Below are 15,578 nucleotides of genomic sequence, written 5' to 3' on the forward strand. Positions count from 1 at the left end.
GCTTGTGCTAGTACAGCGCCGCGTTGATCCTTCGGGGGTTACCGGTCAGCTGGGGGTCGCATACTCCCGGCGGACGACTCCGGATGGCTCCGGTACTCCCCGGGGCCGACGCGCCGCAGATCAGATGACATCCGTAGGCTGATTCGAAAGCGGGGGTGTGGAACCTAGCGTCGATCCCATGAAACGCTATCGTCGTATCAGCGCTGTGACAGTCCTGGCGCTCACCACCCTCGCCACCGGGACCGGGGCCGGGTTCGCCGCCACGACCACACCGTCGGCCACACCGGTGGCCACGCAAGCGTTCGACACCGCACCGGCCACGGCCACCGCGCCCACGCGCTCCTTCCAAGGCACGCTCCCCGCGCCGACCGGCCCCTACGCCGCCGGCGAGGACGTCATCCACCTCACCGACCGGAACCGTCTCGATCCGTGGGTGCCGTCATCCGGCCCCCGCCAACTGACCGTCACGATGGTCTACCCGGCCGTCCCCGGGACCGGGACTCCGGCCCCTTATATGACCCTCGCCGAGGCAGCCGGACACATCCAGCAGGCGAAGATACCGGCGAGCTCCGGCATCACCCCACAGAACCTTTCCAGCGTCACCACTCACGCCTTCGACGGCGCGCGGCCGCACAGCGGCAAGTATCCGCTGGTGGTCCTCTCACCCGGGTTCGGGGACCCGCGCATGGTGCTCACCTCGCTCGCGACCGACCTGGCCAGTCACGGATACATCGTCGCGCTCGTCGGCGACACCAACGGGGACAGCGGCGAGACGCTGGCGAACGGCCAGACACCGCCGTGCGCGATCTGCGATGACCCGACTCTCGACATGGACACGGTCACCGCCAGCCGCGCACTGGACGTGTCCTTCGTCATCGACCAGTTGACCCATGGCAATACCGCGTGGCCCCTGGCACACCTCATCAACAAGCACGAGATCGGCATGGCCGGACACTCCATCGGCGGAGCGGCGGCCGCCACCACGATGATCGCCGACCCGCGGGTGCTGGCCGGGGTGGATATGGACGGAGCCTTCTACCCGGTCCCGATGCCCGGCCAGATCAACCGGCCATTCCTCATGCTGGGTCGGGCCGGCGTCCACTCTGCCGGTGGTGGCGACCTCACGTGGGGGCAGGCCTGGGCCGCCCTCGGCGGCTACAAGAAGTGGCTGGCGGTCACCGGCGCCGACCACCCCAGCTTCACCGATGTGGACCTGCTCGAGGAGGAGGCCGGGTTCCCGACGCCGCCCCTGGACCCCGAACGCGGAATCGTGATCACGCGTGAGTACGTGACGGCGTTCTTCGACCAGACGCTGAAGGGGATCCACAGTCCGCTGCTGGACGGCCCCACGCCGAACAATCCGGAAGTGCTCTTCCAGCGCTAGTTGTTCTCTCCCGTGAGGTTGGGAACGCGGCTGCCTGGCAGACCGCGCCTCGTCAGAACACCTGGATGCCGGCAGCGGAGTTGGACAGCCACTGCGACCACGACAGCGTGTAGTCGGCGTAGCCGTTGGACTGGCTCACCTTGTCGCTGGTGCCCTTGACCGTCACCGGGTCCCCGACCTGGACGATGTTCCACAGCACTGCCGCGTTGGCTTCCGAGAGGTGGATGCAGCCGTGTGAGACGTTCGCCTTGCCCAGTGAATCGTCCCACCATGCTGAGTGGATGAAGGTGCCGCTGTCGGTGAGTTGCAGGTCATGGTACGTCTGGAGGTCGTACCAGCCGGGCCCGCCCTTGGTGCATTGGATGCCGATGGCGCACGAGGTCATCTCGATGTGCGGGACCATGTCCATGACGGCCATCGTGCCGCTGTAGGTTTCCCAGCCCGGCTTGCCCGTGCCGCTAGGCAGCGCCTTGACCAACGCACCGTTCTCGTAGACGTTCAGCATGTGCGTCGCCGCATCGACGACGATCTCGTGGTCGTCGCCGATGGAGAAGGCCAGCGTGCGTCCGGTCGAGCCGAACTGGACGGAGACCTTGGTGCCGGCCGGCCAGAAGCCCTGCGGGCGGAAGTCGACGGTGTTCGCATCGAGCCAGGACCACGCGCCGTCAACGTGCGGCGTCGTCGTGACCTTCATCGACTTCTCGATCGCGGCGCGGTTCGTCGACGGCACCGTGGAGGCGAAGTCGACGCGGACCGGCATCGCGACACCGACCTTAGAGCCGTCCTTCGGTGACACCGAGGATATGGAGGGCAGCGTGACCGTCCCGGTCGACTGGCTCGGGGTCGTGGTCGGCGCGGCAGGCGTGCTCGGCTTCGCAGCCGCGGTGCTCGGCCCACCGGCGGTCGAGGACGCCGTCGTCGGCGCGGACGCCGTCGTCGGCGCGGCCGATGACGTGGTGGTCGGCGCCGAGGACGCCGCTGTCGAAGCCTCGGGAGCAGACGACGATGGACCGGGCCCGGCGCTGTGGCTGACAGCTGTGCTCGCGCATCCGGTCAGCAGCAGCAGCGATCCGGCGACCGCCGCCCCAGCGAACTTGTTCCCCACCGCAGTTCCCCCTTTGGATGACCCACACAGTGTTCCCGCTCTCACGACGCCCGGGCCGCGGCGCTGGTTGCCAGGGCGATCGAAAATTCTCAAGGCGACGGCCGAAGCAGCTTGGGTGGTGATAGACAGCCGACCGTCGGCCGCGCCCATTGCGCGTCACTCAACCTCACTACCGGAGCCAACGCACACCGATCCGAAAGAAACGGCCTAGATGTACTGCCCTGTGCCCCCGGTCCTGTCTGACGGCCTTCCTCGATCGCCTGGGAGCGGCCGCTCCGGTGTTCCTCCCCCTCCCCGGACGGTAGCGGGGCCCTGCACGGCGACCGTCGCTGGCACGGTTATCGGCCTGGCCAGCGTGTGCTTTGGCACAGCGGCCTGGCTGGACCGCCTCGAACATGGGCCAATCCAGCATCGACGCATCGTCGGCTGGCTCACCGACGAGTACACGGCCGTCCGCCGCAACTCGCAGCGATAATCCGCAGGTCAAATCTTGCGTTTCTTGCGATTCTTGCGATTTGCTGTCACCCTGGACTCAGGTGCCCACAGTCTTGTGAAGGAGGTCTGGCGATGACCGTACTGGTGGAACGCCCTGTCTTCCCGCCCAAGAGCCCCGGTGACCTGCGTGAGCTGGAGGAAGCAGCCGCAGCTCCCGCAGGCTCCCATGCCGCCCTGGTCACGCCTGACGGCACCACTCTGCGCTTGCCCGACGCAGTCTTCGATGTCCTGCTCCAGGTGTTCGCTGCCATGCGGGCTGGCAGGGCGGTCAACGTTGCTCCGCTGCGGCAGCAACTCACCACCCAGGAGGCGGCCGACCTGCTCGGAATCAGCCGACCCACCCTCATCAAGCTCCTGGATGCCGGCGAGATCCCCTATGAGACGCCGAGTCGGCACCGCCGCATAATGCTCGCCGACGTCCTGGCCTACAAAGAACGCCGCCGGAGCGAGCAGGATGCTGCGCTCGATGAGCTCACCTCCCTGACCGAGGACATGGGCCTGTACGAGCTGGACGGTTCTGATCGCCCCGCAGAGGACCATTGAGGCGTGTACGCGGCCCTGCTTGATGCGAACGTCCTGTTCCCGAACCTCCTGCGCGACACCTTGCTCACCCTGGCCCAGCGTGGGCTGCACCGGCCGTTGTGGTCGGAGATCATCCTGGATGAGGCCCGGCGCAACATCCTTGCGAAGCGACCCGACGTCGACCCGGCCAAGCTGAAGCGGACGTTCGCTCTGATGCGCGAAAGCTTCGACGACGCGAACGTGGAGGGTTTTTGAGCCGCTTCTCGCCGGCCTGGAGCTGCCCGATCCCGACGACCGGCACGTCCTGGCGGCCGCCATCCATGGTGGTGCGCAGTCGATCGTCACGTTCAATCTGAAGGATTTCCCGACCGAAACCCTGGGCGGGTTCGACATCGAGCCGGTTCATCCCGACGCGTTCCTGCCCGACCAACTCGACCTGGCACCCGCGATCGTTCTGGACGGGCTGCGGACCATGGCGCGCCGGTTCAAGAAGCCGCCAATGGATCTGGGTGCCGTACTGGCCGTGCTGGAGAACAACCGGGTGCCGGACTTCGCTGAGGAAGTGCGCCGCAGGGCGCTATGAAAGCCTGTGGGGGCAGGCCCTCACCTTCCAGCAAGGGTGCATGGTCGGCGAAACCACACGCCATCGGGCTTTCGCCGATTTGCTCAGGGCCGACTCATGCCAACTGGTGTCGGCTCGTCGGCCTAGACCCTCGACGAGGGATCGCCTCTGCAGCGTTCCCGGACTACAGGAAATTCGGCGTGATCCGCTGCGTCATCAGGTCCGGATCTTGCAGCGGCAGTTGGGCGGTCAACGGGTCCGCTTCGAGCCTGCTGATCGGGCGTTGCTCGCGGCGCTGCTCGGCGCGCTGCCGCGCGGGACGTTGCGTCGGCTGCAGTTGGTCATGAGTCCGGACACTGTCCTGCGCTGGCACCGTGATCTGCTCAACCGGCGTCATGCCTCTCGGAGTCGGCCGAAGCGTCCCGGGCGTCCGCGGACTGTGGCCTCGGTCCGGCGCCTGGTGCTGCGCCTGGCGCGTGAGAACGGCACGTGGGGTTACCGGCGTATCCACGGCGAGCTGGCGCTACTGGGCGTCATGGTTGCCGCGTCTACTGTGTGGGAGATCCTTAAGGACGCTGGAGTTGACCCGTCGCCGGATCGGGCCGCGACCAGTTGGGATGTGTTCCTGCGTGGTCAGGCTCGGCGTGTGATTTCCTCGAGACGGTGACGCTGTCCGGGCAGCGGCAGTACGTTCTGGCTGTCATCGAGCACGCCACGCGCAGGATTCGCATCCTGGGCACCACTGCGCACCCCACTGCCTCGTGGGTCGCCCAAGCCGCCCGGAACCTGATCACGGACCTGGAAGACGCCGGCAGTCCGATCAGGTACCTGATCCACGACCGTGACGGAAAGTTCTGCGCCGCATTCGACGAAGTGCTGACTGAAGCCGGTATCCAGGTAGTGCTAACCGGGGTTCGGAGCCCACGGATGAACGCGGTCATGGAGCGCTGGGTGAGCACCTGCCGCCGCGAGCTGCTGGACCGTATGCTGATCGGGAACCAGGCCCACCTGCTGCATTCGCTGCGTGAATTCGAGGCCCATCACAACCTGCATCGGCCACACAGGTCGCTGGATCAGGGCGCTCCACTGCATGCCGTGCCCGAACCGATCACCGGCAGGGCCGACATCGTCGACCTGCGAAGACGTGACAGGCTCGGCGGCATCCTGCACGAGTACGAGCGCGCGGCCTGACCTGCGTGGATGGAATATTCGGCACCCACAGCCGCTCTGGGCCGTCGAAAAGCACCATTCGCAGGGTACTGAAGGACTCGCATCGATCCGAGCGTCACCGCGGTGGCGACGGACGTGGCCCGGACGAGGATGGCCATCAAACGATCCCCGTGGGGCCGAACGGCCGACAGGGGATGCAGAGCAAGGCGGGCCGGCACTTCGCGAATGGATCGAAGGGGCATCCGTTCGGGGAGTACCGTTTCGCGGAGGTCAGAGCCCGCGCAAGCAGGTCCACCGGGTGCCTGCTCGCGGGACTTCTGGTCAGCCGAAGTAGACCTTGTTCGCGACTGCCTTGACGGCTGCCTGGAGGTCGCTACCCGCGGTGCCGGGCGATTCCTCTTGGAAGTACCACCAGAACATGCCGCCGACGCTGGTCTGGTAGCCGAGAGCTTCGGAGTAGTACTGCGTGGCCAGGGTGGGCCGTGCGGCTTGGGCCTGAGCCTGTGTGGATGAGGTGTTCAGGTGTGTCAGCGCCCAGAAGTAGCGGGACGTGTTGGTGTAGAAGTAGTCGAACTCGCCGAGGCCGATCTGCTTCGTCGGAAAAAGGGCGACGAGGGCGTTCATGGCCTGGTCGAGGCCGGTGCCCATGGGGGCGTCCTCGATATAGGTGGACAGCAGTACGGCGTCGAGCTTCGCCCCGACCCCGCCTGCCGTCAGGTTGTTCCTGGCCCATGTGAAGGTGGAGTTGAGCGGGTAGTTCGAGGTTGCGACCTGCCAGTACAGGGTGCCGACGGCCGGGGCGGCGGTGTGCGTGTGCACGTAGTCGGCGGCGTTGGCGATCTTGACGGCCATCTGTCCGGAGCCGTAGACGTAGGCGTGGGTGACCGGGTCTGTGTCGATCCACTCGCCGTTGATCTCGTTGCCGACCTCCCATGCGTCGATGTTGAGCTTGGGATTGTCGGCGCGGTTGCTGAAGTGGTCGACGATGCCGGCGAAACGAGCCTGGTACTCGGCCGGCGTGCAGTGGGTGGGCTGCGTCTCAGGCAGGCAGGCACGCGCGGTGGTCGAGTCGAACGGCATTCCCATGACCTGTAGGCCCTGGTTGTGGGCGGAGATGACGGCGTTGTCGTAGTCGGAGGGTTGGGTTCCCACGTCGAAGACGATGCGGACCCAGCCGTAGCCGGGGTTCACCACGCCGGTCGGCTGGGTGGCGTTGGCCGCGTCACCGAGCCGGGCGCTGGTGTCGGCGTTGGTGGCGGCGTCGAAGGTGGTGCCGAACCACGGGCTGCCCTGGTTGTGCTCGTCCTTGTACTTCGCGAGTTGCGGGCCGTATTCAGTGAGCAGGATGTCGTATGCGGCGTGCAGATCAGCGAGCACCGGCCATCCCGCCCGTCCGCGCGCGGCGTCGGTGGTGGCGCCGGTCATGGTGGCGTAGTCGGCGGCGAGCTGGTTCTGGGCGTTGGTGAAGGCCGCGCTGGGTATGTAGGCGGGGATCGCGGTGGTCCGTGTGGTGACCGCGGCGTCGAAACGACGCTTGAGGTCGAGCGCGGCCTGGTAGGTGAAGTTCACGGTGGTGTCCGCGACGTAGCCGGCTCCGCCATTGTCCAGGACGACCTGGGAGTAACCACGGCTGCCGGAGGTGGCCCAGGTGACAGCGAGCCCGGCAGGCGTACCGGCGGGCAACGGGAAGCTGAGCGAGTCGGCGTTGACGGTCGGCATCAGGGGCGTGTTGCCCGGGTTGACGTCCTCGAGCGTGGCCGGGTTGACGAACGCGGTCACGATCTTCTGGGCGTACTGATTGGTGAGGTTGTCGGCCTTGTTGCGCATGAGGTCGTACGCGGCCTGTCCGGTCATGGCACTGCCGGTCGCATCGTAGAAGACGACTGCGAGTGTGGCTCCGGCGGCATGAACGGACGGTGCCGTGGTGACGACGCCGACCACGAGGGCCGCCGCGCTCGCGAGGCCGAGTGCGGGTTGCCGTAGATCCGGCAGTCGCAGCAGTTTCATGATCCTCCGTATATCGTCATGTTCTTTCGGGATGGGCCTCGACCAAGCCGGCGACGCCGTCGTGGCGGCCATGGTCGATCTCGTCAACGTCTTCAATCCCGAACGAGTCATCGTCGGCGGCTCGGGGACGTGGTCACATCGCCGGCGCCGTGATCCGCCACAGGGCTGCCGGCGCCTCCTCATCCCGCCCGGTGGAGGACTCGAAGGCGATCCACTTGCCGTCGGGCGACCACGTCGGTGCGCCGTCGTAGCCGTTCGCGGTGTGGGTTACGCGGATGGGGGTGCCGCCGTCGGCGGACACGACGAAGATCTGCGCGTGATCGAGGGTGCCGGTGGTCGAGGAGAAGACCACGCGGCGGCCGTCCGGGGACCAGGTGGCATCGGTCTGTTCGCCGGGGCCGGCGGCGATCTTGCGCAGCTCCGTGCCGTCGGCGCGGACGGTGTACAGGGCCCAGTCCTGGCCGCCGGCCGAGCGGCGCTGGAACAGGATGCGGTCGCCGGTCGGAGACCAGTCGGGCTGGCGGTTGTCGGTGTGGGTGGCACGGCCATCGACCAGCAGGACCGGGGCGCCCCCGGCGGCGGCCGCGGTCCAGATCGAGTCTTGCTCGGCGTCGTCTCCGGCGTTTCGCGGGGTGCCGGGTGAGGTCCATTCGTCTTGGAACACGACCGTCTTGCCGTCGGGGGAGAACGTGGGCTCGCTGTACCCGAAGTCCTGCTCGTGGTCGGTGACTCGGCGCGGCTTGCCGCCCGGGGTCAGGCGCCAGATCTCGTCGTGGCCGCCGCCGCGGTCGTCGGCGAAGACGATGTCGCCGGTCGGGCTCCAGCTGGTACCGGGCAGGTTCACCGCGGCGCTGCCCTTCTCGTCCAGCAGGGCTTTGAAGGCGGACGGTCCGGACGGGGACAGGAGCCCGACGGCCGCGTCGCCTTTGTTGTAGCCCTGGTGGAAGACGGTGGCCAGGAGCTGCTTGCCGTCGCGGGAGTACGCGGGGTTCTGGGCGCTGGCGCCGCCCTCGGCCCTATAGAGGAGCTGGGCGCCATCGGGACGACTCGACGCGGTATCCGCTGAGTCGCCCGACGGCAGAGCGATCGGTGCGGAAGCCGGGGCCGACGGCTCTGTGTCGACGTCCACGACCTTGATGTCGTCGGGCCCCGAAGCAGGCGAGCTCGGCGCCGACACCCAGGAGCCGGCGGTCGGCGACGCGTCCGAGTTCGGCCGCGTCGAAGACTTCGCGGCGCAGCCCGTGACCAGCGCGGCCGCCACCAGGGGAAGCAAAATTCGAGCACGCATGCCTCAGCTCCTTCCGAAAAATCAGCGCTCTGAGGTCACGACTTCACGGCCGCGACGAGGGAGGACCAGGACGGATACGTCGTCAGCGCGGCCCACGGGTTGCCGACGGACTTCCACGTCGAGGCGGCGTCCCCGGCCAGGCCGTTCTGGTCGAGCGTGGTGACGTAGACGTCGCCGGCGTTGACCTGGCGGCTGTGCGCGACCGCCGCCTTGATCTCGCCTGCGCAGTCCGTGGTCGTGGTCGGCACCGGTGTGCCGGGCGGCAGGTTCGTCGGCGGGACGAAGGCCGGGACCGTGTTCGGCGTCGGGCAGGCGTTCCAGACCAGGTGCCACTGGCGCGCGGCGTTCGCAGGATCCTTCATCCACGCGTAGGCGGTGCCGTCGGGGATCTGGTAGCTCTTGTAGCCGGCGAGCGTCCCCTCGAATGTCACCACCTGGTCGGCCTGGTCGGCATAGCACTGCGGCGTGATGCTGCCGGCGTTGGCGACGACGAACGCGTTCGGGTCCCACTGCGTCTGGATGTGCTGGCGGGCGGCCGCGTAGTCGGCCGCACCGGTGCAGTCGACGGCTCCGGGCGTCTTCGTGAGGCCGTTGTAGGCTCGGTCGAAGAAGATGCCGTTCAGGCCTGAGCCCTTATAGATCGTGTACCAGGCGTCGGTCTGGGTGTTGACCCGCGTCAGCCAGTCGGTGGGATTCGTGGGCTCTCCGGGCAGCGGGCCCTGCCACGGGTTCCGGGAGAAGTATCCGGTGTCGACGTATCCGGCCACCGTGACGCCCAGACCGCGCAGCGCCTTGATCATCGCCTTGTTCACATCGACGTTCGGCTGGTCCGCAGTGCCTGGACCGCCCGGGCTGCCGAAGTTCACGACCACAGTGCGGAGCGGCGCGCTCGCGCCGCCGGTCGGGTCCGGCGAGGCGGCGTCCAGGATGCGCTGCCAATCACCGAGGTTGGATCCGTTTGGCGCGATGTAAATATAGGCGGGGATGCTGATTTCCTGCTGCGGGACGACGGTGTCGGCCTTCGCCGGTGCGGCCGTGGCCGCGGATAGGCATGCGGCGGCGGTCAGCAGACCCGCGGCGGCCAGCCCGGTTCCGCGCTTACTAAGGGCATTGACGTGCAAGGTCCCGTTCCCTCCCGTGTGACGGTCCCGGCCGTGTGCTGCCGGGACCGTCGTATGGGTCTTGTCTATCGGGAAGGGCATGAGGATTCGATGAGGCGGCCGCCCGGCCCGCAGCCTATCCTGTGGCGGGTGCGAGTACTGATCGTCGAGGACGACGGGGATATGCGCTACGCGGCGGCTGCGGCTCTGCGCGCCTCGGGTTTGGCGGTCGACGCGGTCGGCGACCTGCCCGAGGCCGACGAGACCTTGTTCGTGAACTCCTACGCCTGCGTCATCTTCGACCGCAATCTCCCCTCTGGCGACGCCGCCGACTATGTGCGCGAGCGGCGCGCCCGGGGCTGGGCGCCACCGGTGCTGTTCCTCACCGCCCGCGACAGCGTCCAAGACCGGGTCGCGGGCTTCGCCAGCGGCGGAGACGACTACCTGGTCAAACCGTTCGCGACCGAGGAGTTCGTGGCGCGGGTGCGGAGCATCTGCCGCCGGGCCGGACAGGTGCGGCCGCCGGTGCTGCGTGTCGGCACCGTGGAGGTGGACAGCGCGCGCCGCGAGGTCCGGCATCGCGGTTTGGTACTGACGTTGACGCCGAAGGAGTTCGCGGTGCTCGAGCAGCTGGCGCTGCGTGATGGCGCCGCGGTTTCGCGGGCCGACCTGGTCGAGAGCTGCTGGGACGAGATGGCCGAGCCGGCCTCGAACGTGGTGGACGTGGTGATGGCCCAGTTGCGGCGCAAGCTCGGCGAGCCGGCGCCGATCGAGACGGTGCGGGGCGTCGGCTATCGCCTGCGCGACAGCGACCTGGCGTGAGCGGCGTGAAGCGTCGGGAGCGGCCGGCCCGGACCGCTGCGGTGCGTAACGTCGCACGACTGCGCCGCCGCCTGACCGTGATGTTCGCCGCGGGCAGCGCGCTGGGCCTGCTGGCGTTGGCGCTGTTCGCCTCGCACATCGACGGCCGGCTGTGGCGCAGCGACCTGGACACGGCTTTGAGCCAGCAGCTGAAATCCGACGACTGGATCACCGATCAGGGCACGCTCTCGCTCGACGACATGGCCGACGACGACGCCGACCCCGCCTGTCCGCCGGTGTTCCTGCTCAACGGGACGTTCCTGCCGGACGGGACGGTCCGGAACCTCACCGTGACCTACCAAGCCGACACCAAGCGCTGTCTGGATCCGTCGCTCGCGGACCTGGACGCGGTGGCCGCGGCCGCGATGGTGGCGGCCGACGACCGGAACAGCGGCTCGGCCAGCCGAGAGGGCCGCGACCGCCGGGGCCGGCCGATCCGGCTGCTCGCCAAGCCGGTGTGGGGACCTACGCATCCGGTCGGGGCGTTCGTCATCGCCGGCAGCGAAAGCCCGGGCATCGCAGCGCACCGGCGGCTGGACTTCATGCTGGTGTCGGGCTGCGCGCTGACGACGGTCTTGTCCGCGTTCGCGGGCCACTACTTGGCGCGGCGAGCGACCCGGCCGGTCGTGGTCGCGATCGAGCAGCAGGAGGCGTTCCTCGCCGACGCCGCGCACGATCTGCGCAATCCCTTGGCGGCGCTGCGGATGCTGTCCGAAACCGCGCTACTGGACCCCGGCCACGACCCCGAGCTGCTCCGGCGCACGGTACTGCTGTCGCGGCGGATGGGCGACGTCGTCGACGGGCTGCTGACCCGTTCCCGGCTGGTGGCCGGTGTCGCCGAGATCCCGCGCACCCCACTGCGGCTGGACCAGTTGGTGCAGGACGTGGTCGACGCCGCGATCATGGCTGACACGGCTGACACGGGTGACACGGCCGAATCGCCCGAGCCCCGGATCCAGGCGCGCACGGCCGAGATCGTGGTTCCCGGCGACCCCGGACTCCTGCGGCGCGCGGTCGCGAACCTGATCGACAACGCCCTGACCCACGGGCATGCACCAGGCGTGCCCGCGGACGTGCTGGTCGAGGTGGACGGGGTCGCCGCCGGCCGGTCCGCGAGGGCACGGATCAGCGTCGACGACGCCGGACCCGGCCTGCCCGCCGGGGACGCCGAGCGGCTCTTCGAACGCTTCCGGAGCGGAGCCGACTCCAGCGGACTGGGGCTGTCGATCGCACTGTGGGTGGCGCGCGCCCACGGCGGCGATCTCAGCGTCGGGGCCAGTGCGCGCGGCGGTACGCGGTTCGTGCTGACGATACCGGCAGCGGGCTGAACAGATCTTTGCGGCCTTTCCGACTGCAATGCGGTGACGGTCGAAGTCCGGCCACGCCGAGGCTCTGACCAGCCCGTTTCGCGTTGACAGTGTCTCGTGGTCATCGACAGCCTCGGGCGGCGGGGGGTGCAAGGCGGTATGAGGGCTTGTCCTTGCCGAGAACCTCGTCCGCGCTGGTCGGGAGGAATGCCCGGACGGCGGAGGGTTGCCGGTGGGATCGTGAGTTCTTGTGTGTTTGCGCTTCGTCTACCCTTCTGGCCGCCCGTATCGTCACCGCGCTTGGACTGTGGCGGCGCGGCAACGATCACAAGACCGTCGAGATCCTGCTGCTACGCCACCAACTCTGCGCCTGCCGAATACCTCGTCCGTGCAGGTCAACAGCATGTGCGGGCTTGGTATGGAGGCGGTCGACCCGGCATCGGATCTCGTGCTGTGGTCTGGGTGACGTCTCGGGCATGATGGCCGGTTGTGCTGCTTCGTCTGACCTATCTCGTTCCCACCGTTTTTCGATGAGGCCCTTGCGCAGGCCGGGATCCAGGTCGTGCTCAGTGGGATCCGCATGCCGCGGATGAACTCGGTGATGGAGCGGTGGGTGCAGATCTGCCTGCGGGGTTCAAAAACCCCGCTAGGGGGTTTCACCTGCGCGAATACTCCCATGCTGGCGCCCGATGCCGGATGATGAATGGTTGTGTCCGCGCGTCTGATCTACCTTCTGTTCTGTCGGATAGCCTCGTGGCTGGTGTTGTTGGGTCGCAGTAGCGCGGCTAAGGACGTGGAGCTACTCGTGTTGCGCCATGAGGTTGCGGTGCTGCGCCGGGTCAATCCGAAGCCACGTCTGGACTGGGCCGACCGCGCGCTGTTCGCGGCGCTGATCCGGCTACTGCCCAAGCACCTTCGCGCACACCGGCTGTTCACCTGAGGGTGCCGATTATTGCTGCGAGCCGGGATGATGCCGCGTCGTGGGGTTGAAGCTGGTCTACCTGGTCGTGACTCGGTTGTTCGCGTGGCTGTGGCTGGCGGGGCGGGATTCGGCGGCGAAAGACGTGGAGATTTTGATGCTGCGGCATCAGCTTGCTGTCGCACAGCGCCGTGATCCGCGCGTTGCGCGGAAGCTGACCTGGACCGATCGGGCGTGGCTGGTGTTGCTGCGAGGTTGTTGCCCACTGATCGTGTGCCGCGGCTCCGGCTGATCGTTACGCCGGCAACGCTGCTGCGTTGGCACCGGGACCTGCTGCGGCGGCGCTGGGCGAGGCGTTCGCGGCGTCGTGCGGGCCGTCCGCCGACGCATCGGAACATCAAGGCTCTGGTACTGCGGATGGCCAGGGAGAATCCCGGTTGGGGCTATCGCAGGATCCACGGCGAGCTGGCCGGCCCGGGCATCAAAATCGCCGCCTCCACAGTGTGGGAGATCCTGAAGGCCGCCGGTGTCGAGCCAGCCCCGACCCGAGATGCCGGTCCGAGCTGGGCTGCGTTCCTTCGCTCGCAGGCCGAGGCGATCATCGCTTGTGACTTCGTGGTGGTCGACTTGTTGGACGGGTCGAAGGCGTACGTGCTGGCGGTGACCGAGCACGCGGCCCGTCGGGTCCGGGTGCTGGGCGCCACCTTCCATCCGACGGCGGACTGGGTCACCCAGCAGGCCCGGAATGTGCTGATGGACCTGGATGACGCCGGAGCGAGGGCGAAGTATCTGATCCACGACCGGGACGCCTCGTTCGGTGCGGCGTTCGACGCGGTGTTCACTGCCGCCGGCATCGATGTGATCCGCACCGGCATACGGGCACCCCGCCAGAACGCGATCATGGAACGCTGGTTCCGCAGCCTAAGCGCGGAGCTGACGGACCGGACCCTGATCTGGAACCTCGAACATCTGCTGCGGCTGCTGCGTGAGTACGAGGACCATTACAACGGGCACCGCCCGCACCGCTCCCTTGACCAGGCCGCGCCGATGCGTCTGCGGCCGGACAACGTGGTCGATCTCGAGGAGTTCCGGGTCCGACGGCGTGATCGCGCCGGAGGGCTGCTCCACGAATATCAGCAGGTCGCATAGGTTATCGGCACCCTCAGGCTGCACGATGCCCGCCACACGGCCGCAACGGTGCTGATCCTGCTGGAAGTCTCCTCCCGCGTCGTGATGGACCAAATGGGTTGGTCGAGCCCTCAGATGATCGAGCGATACGGGCACGTCACCGATCGCATGCGCCGCTCGCTGGCGGACCGGATCGACGGCTTCCTGGTCGGCCTGATGGAGCCTGAGAAGGGCGACGCAGAGCCCGAACCGGCTGACGCGGAAGGGACCGAGGAAGACCCCGGCTGAGACAAGAAGTGAGACCAGCCCAGGAATGGGGCACGCAAAAGCCCCTCCACTTGCGATGGTGGAGGGGCTTTGACCTGCGGTTCATGTGCCTAACATGAGTGCGCACGAAGGGATTCGAACCCCTAACCTTCTGATCCGTAGTCAGATGCTCTATCCGTTGAGCTACGCGCGCTTGCGACACGTCGATAGTACACGCCAGGTGGCGTTCGTCGAAAATCGGTATTCGCGGGGGGCGTCGGGGCAGGTCAGGTGGGGTGTTTTGGTCACGGTGGGTTGTCGGGGGGTGATCGTGGGTCAGTTGATGTTCTGTTAACACGGGTGAAACGGGGGGGACTCGGGGGGTGGTGATGCTGCGGTGTGGGCGCGGGTCTGGTGGGCCGGCTCGGTGGTGCTGGTGCTACGAGTGGAGGCTCGGGATGGTCTACAAGGCGGAGTACATCTGGGTCGATGGGGTGCGGCCTACGGCTGGGTTGCGGTCCAAGACGCGGGTTCTGGCGGATGGGGTGGAGCCGCCGGTGTGGGGGTTTGACGGGTCTTCCACGGCGCAGGCTGAGGGGCGGTCTTCGGATCGGGTTTTGAGGCCTGTTTTCACGTGTCCGGATCCCATTCGGGGTGGGGATGCAGTGTTGGTGCTGTGTGAGGTGGAGAACATCGACTTCACTCCGCATGAGTCGAACAACCGGGCTGAGGCGCGGGAGGTCGCGGAGCGGTTCGCGGAGCAGGAGGCGTGGTTCGGGATCGAGCAGGAGTACACGCTCTTCCGGGATGGGCGGCCGCTCGGGTTTCCTGAGGGTGGGTTTCCGGCGCCGCAGGGGCCGTACTACTGCGGGGCTGGTGCTGGTGTGGTCTTTGGGCGTGAGGTGGTGGAGAAGCATCTCGACTACTGCCTGGCTGCGGGGCTGAAGATTTCCGGCATCAATGGTGAGGTGATGCCGGGGCAGTGGGAGTTCCAGGTCGGGCCGGCGGGGACGCTGGAGGTTGCCGATCATCTGTGGGTGGCGCGGTACCTGCTGCTGCGGACGGGTGAGGAGTTCGGGGTGACCGTCTCCTTCGACGCGAAGCCGCAGCGGGGGGACTGGAATGGTGCGGGCGCGCACACCAACTTCTCCACCAAGGCGATGCGTGAGGGTTATGACCCGATCATCACCGCGTGTGAGGCGCTGGGTGACGGGGACAAGCCTGCCGTGCACGTGCGTGCTTACGGTGCCGGTATCGAGGACCGCCTCACTGGGTTGCACGAGACGGCGCCGTGGAGTGAGTACAGCTACGGTGTTTCGAACCGTGGTTCGTCGGTGCGGATTCCGTGGCAGGTCGAGGTGGACAAGAAGGGCTACATCGAGGACCGGCGGCCGAACGCGAACATCGACCCGTATGTGGTGACGCGGCTCATCGTTGACACGTGCTGCACCGCGCTGGAGAAGGCCGGGCAGGTCTGACCGCCC

The 15,578-nt window shown here is 67.6% G+C and carries 15 protein-coding genes, 1 tRNA gene and 1 pseudogene; 12 read left to right on the forward strand and 5 right to left on the reverse strand.

Going from position 1 to position 15,578, the window contains the following annotated elements; translation table 11 throughout:
• Positions 1 to 178: 178 nt before the first annotated feature.
• Positions 179 to 1,384 (forward strand): alpha/beta hydrolase family protein, encoded by a 1,206-nt coding sequence (locus ABD466_RS00595; RefSeq protein ID WP_344654874.1) that lies wholly within the window; start codon positions 179 to 181, stop codon positions 1,382 to 1,384.
• Positions 1,385 to 1,436: 52 nt separating this feature from the next.
• Here ABD466_RS00595 and ABD466_RS00600 read toward each other — a convergent pair whose 3' ends face one another.
• A complete protein-coding gene (locus ABD466_RS00600) occupies positions 1,437 to 2,639 on the reverse strand; it encodes a L,D-transpeptidase (protein WP_344654875.1) in 1,203 nt (400 codons plus the stop codon).
• A gap of 417 nt (positions 2,640 to 3,056) precedes the next feature.
• On the opposite strand from ABD466_RS00600, the gene ABD466_RS00605 reads away from it, so the two are divergent.
• The 4 genes and pseudogenes from ABD466_RS00605 (at position 3,057) to ABD466_RS00615 (ending at position 5,259) form a co-directional block, all read left to right on the forward strand.
• The gene (locus tag ABD466_RS00605) at positions 3,057 to 3,527 is read left to right on the forward strand and encodes a helix-turn-helix domain-containing protein (RefSeq protein WP_344654876.1); all 471 of its coding nucleotides are present in this window, start codon (positions 3,057 to 3,059) and stop codon (positions 3,525 to 3,527) included.
• A 3-nt stretch (positions 3,528 to 3,530) separates the two neighbouring features.
• A complete protein-coding gene (locus ABD466_RS00610) occupies positions 3,531 to 3,761 on the forward strand; it encodes a hypothetical protein (RefSeq protein WP_344654877.1) in 231 nt (76 codons plus the stop codon).
• Positions 3,762 to 3,969: 208 nt separating this feature from the next.
• Positions 3,970 to 4,089: a VapC50 family PIN domain-containing toxin gene (locus ABD466_RS44590; protein ID WP_486334151.1), complete on the forward strand. Its 120-nt coding sequence runs from the start codon at positions 3,970 to 3,972 to the stop codon at positions 4,087 to 4,089.
• 187 nt (positions 4,090 to 4,276) lie between these two features.
• A pseudogene (locus ABD466_RS00615) lies at positions 4,277 to 5,259 on the forward strand (integrase core domain-containing protein).
• Positions 5,260 to 5,559: 300 nt separating this feature from the next.
• On the opposite strand, the gene ABD466_RS00620 reads toward ABD466_RS00615, so the two are convergent.
• The 3 genes from ABD466_RS00620 to ABD466_RS00630 form a co-directional block, all read right to left on the reverse strand.
• Complete coding sequence (locus ABD466_RS00620; RefSeq protein WP_344654878.1) at positions 5,560 to 7,245, reverse strand: hypothetical protein; 1,686 nt, start codon at positions 7,243 to 7,245, stop codon at positions 5,560 to 5,562.
• A 133-nt stretch (positions 7,246 to 7,378) separates the two neighbouring features.
• The gene (locus ABD466_RS00625) at positions 7,379 to 8,533 is read right to left on the reverse strand and encodes a hypothetical protein (RefSeq protein ID WP_344654879.1); all 1,155 of its coding nucleotides are present in this window, start codon (positions 8,531 to 8,533) and stop codon (positions 7,379 to 7,381) included.
• 35 nt (positions 8,534 to 8,568) lie between these two features.
• A complete protein-coding gene (locus ABD466_RS00630) occupies positions 8,569 to 9,654 on the reverse strand; it encodes a spherulation-specific family 4 protein (RefSeq protein WP_344654880.1) in 1,086 nt (361 codons plus the stop codon).
• 90 nt (positions 9,655 to 9,744) lie between these two features.
• On the opposite strand from ABD466_RS00630, the gene ABD466_RS00635 reads away from it, so the two are divergent.
• The 6 genes from ABD466_RS00635 to ABD466_RS00660 all read left to right on the forward strand — a co-directional run bounded on the left by ABD466_RS00635 (position 9,745) and on the right by ABD466_RS00660 (position 14,136).
• Positions 9,745 to 10,455 carry a winged helix-turn-helix domain-containing protein gene (locus tag ABD466_RS00635; RefSeq protein ID WP_344654881.1) on the forward strand — a complete coding sequence of 237 codons (711 nt, stop codon included), beginning with the start codon at positions 9,745 to 9,747 and terminating at the stop codon, positions 10,453 to 10,455.
• A 41-nt stretch (positions 10,456 to 10,496) separates the two neighbouring features.
• Entirely contained in the window at positions 10,497 to 11,822 is a 1,326-nt protein-coding gene (locus ABD466_RS00640; protein ID WP_344654882.1) for a sensor histidine kinase, read from the forward strand.
• Positions 11,823 to 12,510: 688 nt separating this feature from the next.
• Positions 12,511 to 12,741 (forward strand): hypothetical protein, encoded by a 231-nt coding sequence (locus ABD466_RS00645; RefSeq protein WP_344654883.1) that lies wholly within the window; start codon positions 12,511 to 12,513, stop codon positions 12,739 to 12,741.
• Between the two features lie 40 nt (positions 12,742 to 12,781).
• Complete coding sequence (locus ABD466_RS00650) at positions 12,782 to 13,012, forward strand: hypothetical protein (protein WP_344654884.1); 231 nt, start codon at positions 12,782 to 12,784, stop codon at positions 13,010 to 13,012.
• 125 nt (positions 13,013 to 13,137) lie between these two features.
• Positions 13,138 to 13,869 carry an integrase core domain-containing protein gene (locus ABD466_RS00655; protein ID WP_344654885.1) on the forward strand — a complete coding sequence of 244 codons (732 nt, stop codon included), beginning with the start codon at positions 13,138 to 13,140 and terminating at the stop codon, positions 13,867 to 13,869.
• Between the two features lie 18 nt (positions 13,870 to 13,887).
• Positions 13,888 to 14,136: a tyrosine-type recombinase/integrase gene (locus ABD466_RS00660; protein ID WP_344655159.1), complete on the forward strand. Its 249-nt coding sequence runs from the start codon at positions 13,888 to 13,890 to the stop codon at positions 14,134 to 14,136.
• Between the two features lie 99 nt (positions 14,137 to 14,235).
• Here the strand turns inward: ABD466_RS00660 and ABD466_RS00665 are convergent.
• Positions 14,236 to 14,308: transfer RNA gene (locus ABD466_RS00665), tRNA-Arg, on the reverse strand.
• Positions 14,309 to 14,552: 244 nt separating this feature from the next.
• Here ABD466_RS00665 and glnII point away from each other — a divergent pair.
• Positions 14,553 to 15,572: a glutamine synthetase gene (glnII, locus tag ABD466_RS00670; RefSeq protein WP_344654886.1), complete on the forward strand. Its 1,020-nt coding sequence runs from the start codon at positions 14,553 to 14,555 to the stop codon at positions 15,570 to 15,572.
• The last annotated feature ends 6 nt before the right edge of the window (positions 15,573 to 15,578 follow it).

The organism is Catenulispora subtropica (genome assembly GCF_039531675.1).
Classification (GTDB): Bacteria; Actinomycetota; Actinomycetes; order Streptomycetales; family Catenulisporaceae; genus Catenulispora; species Catenulispora subtropica.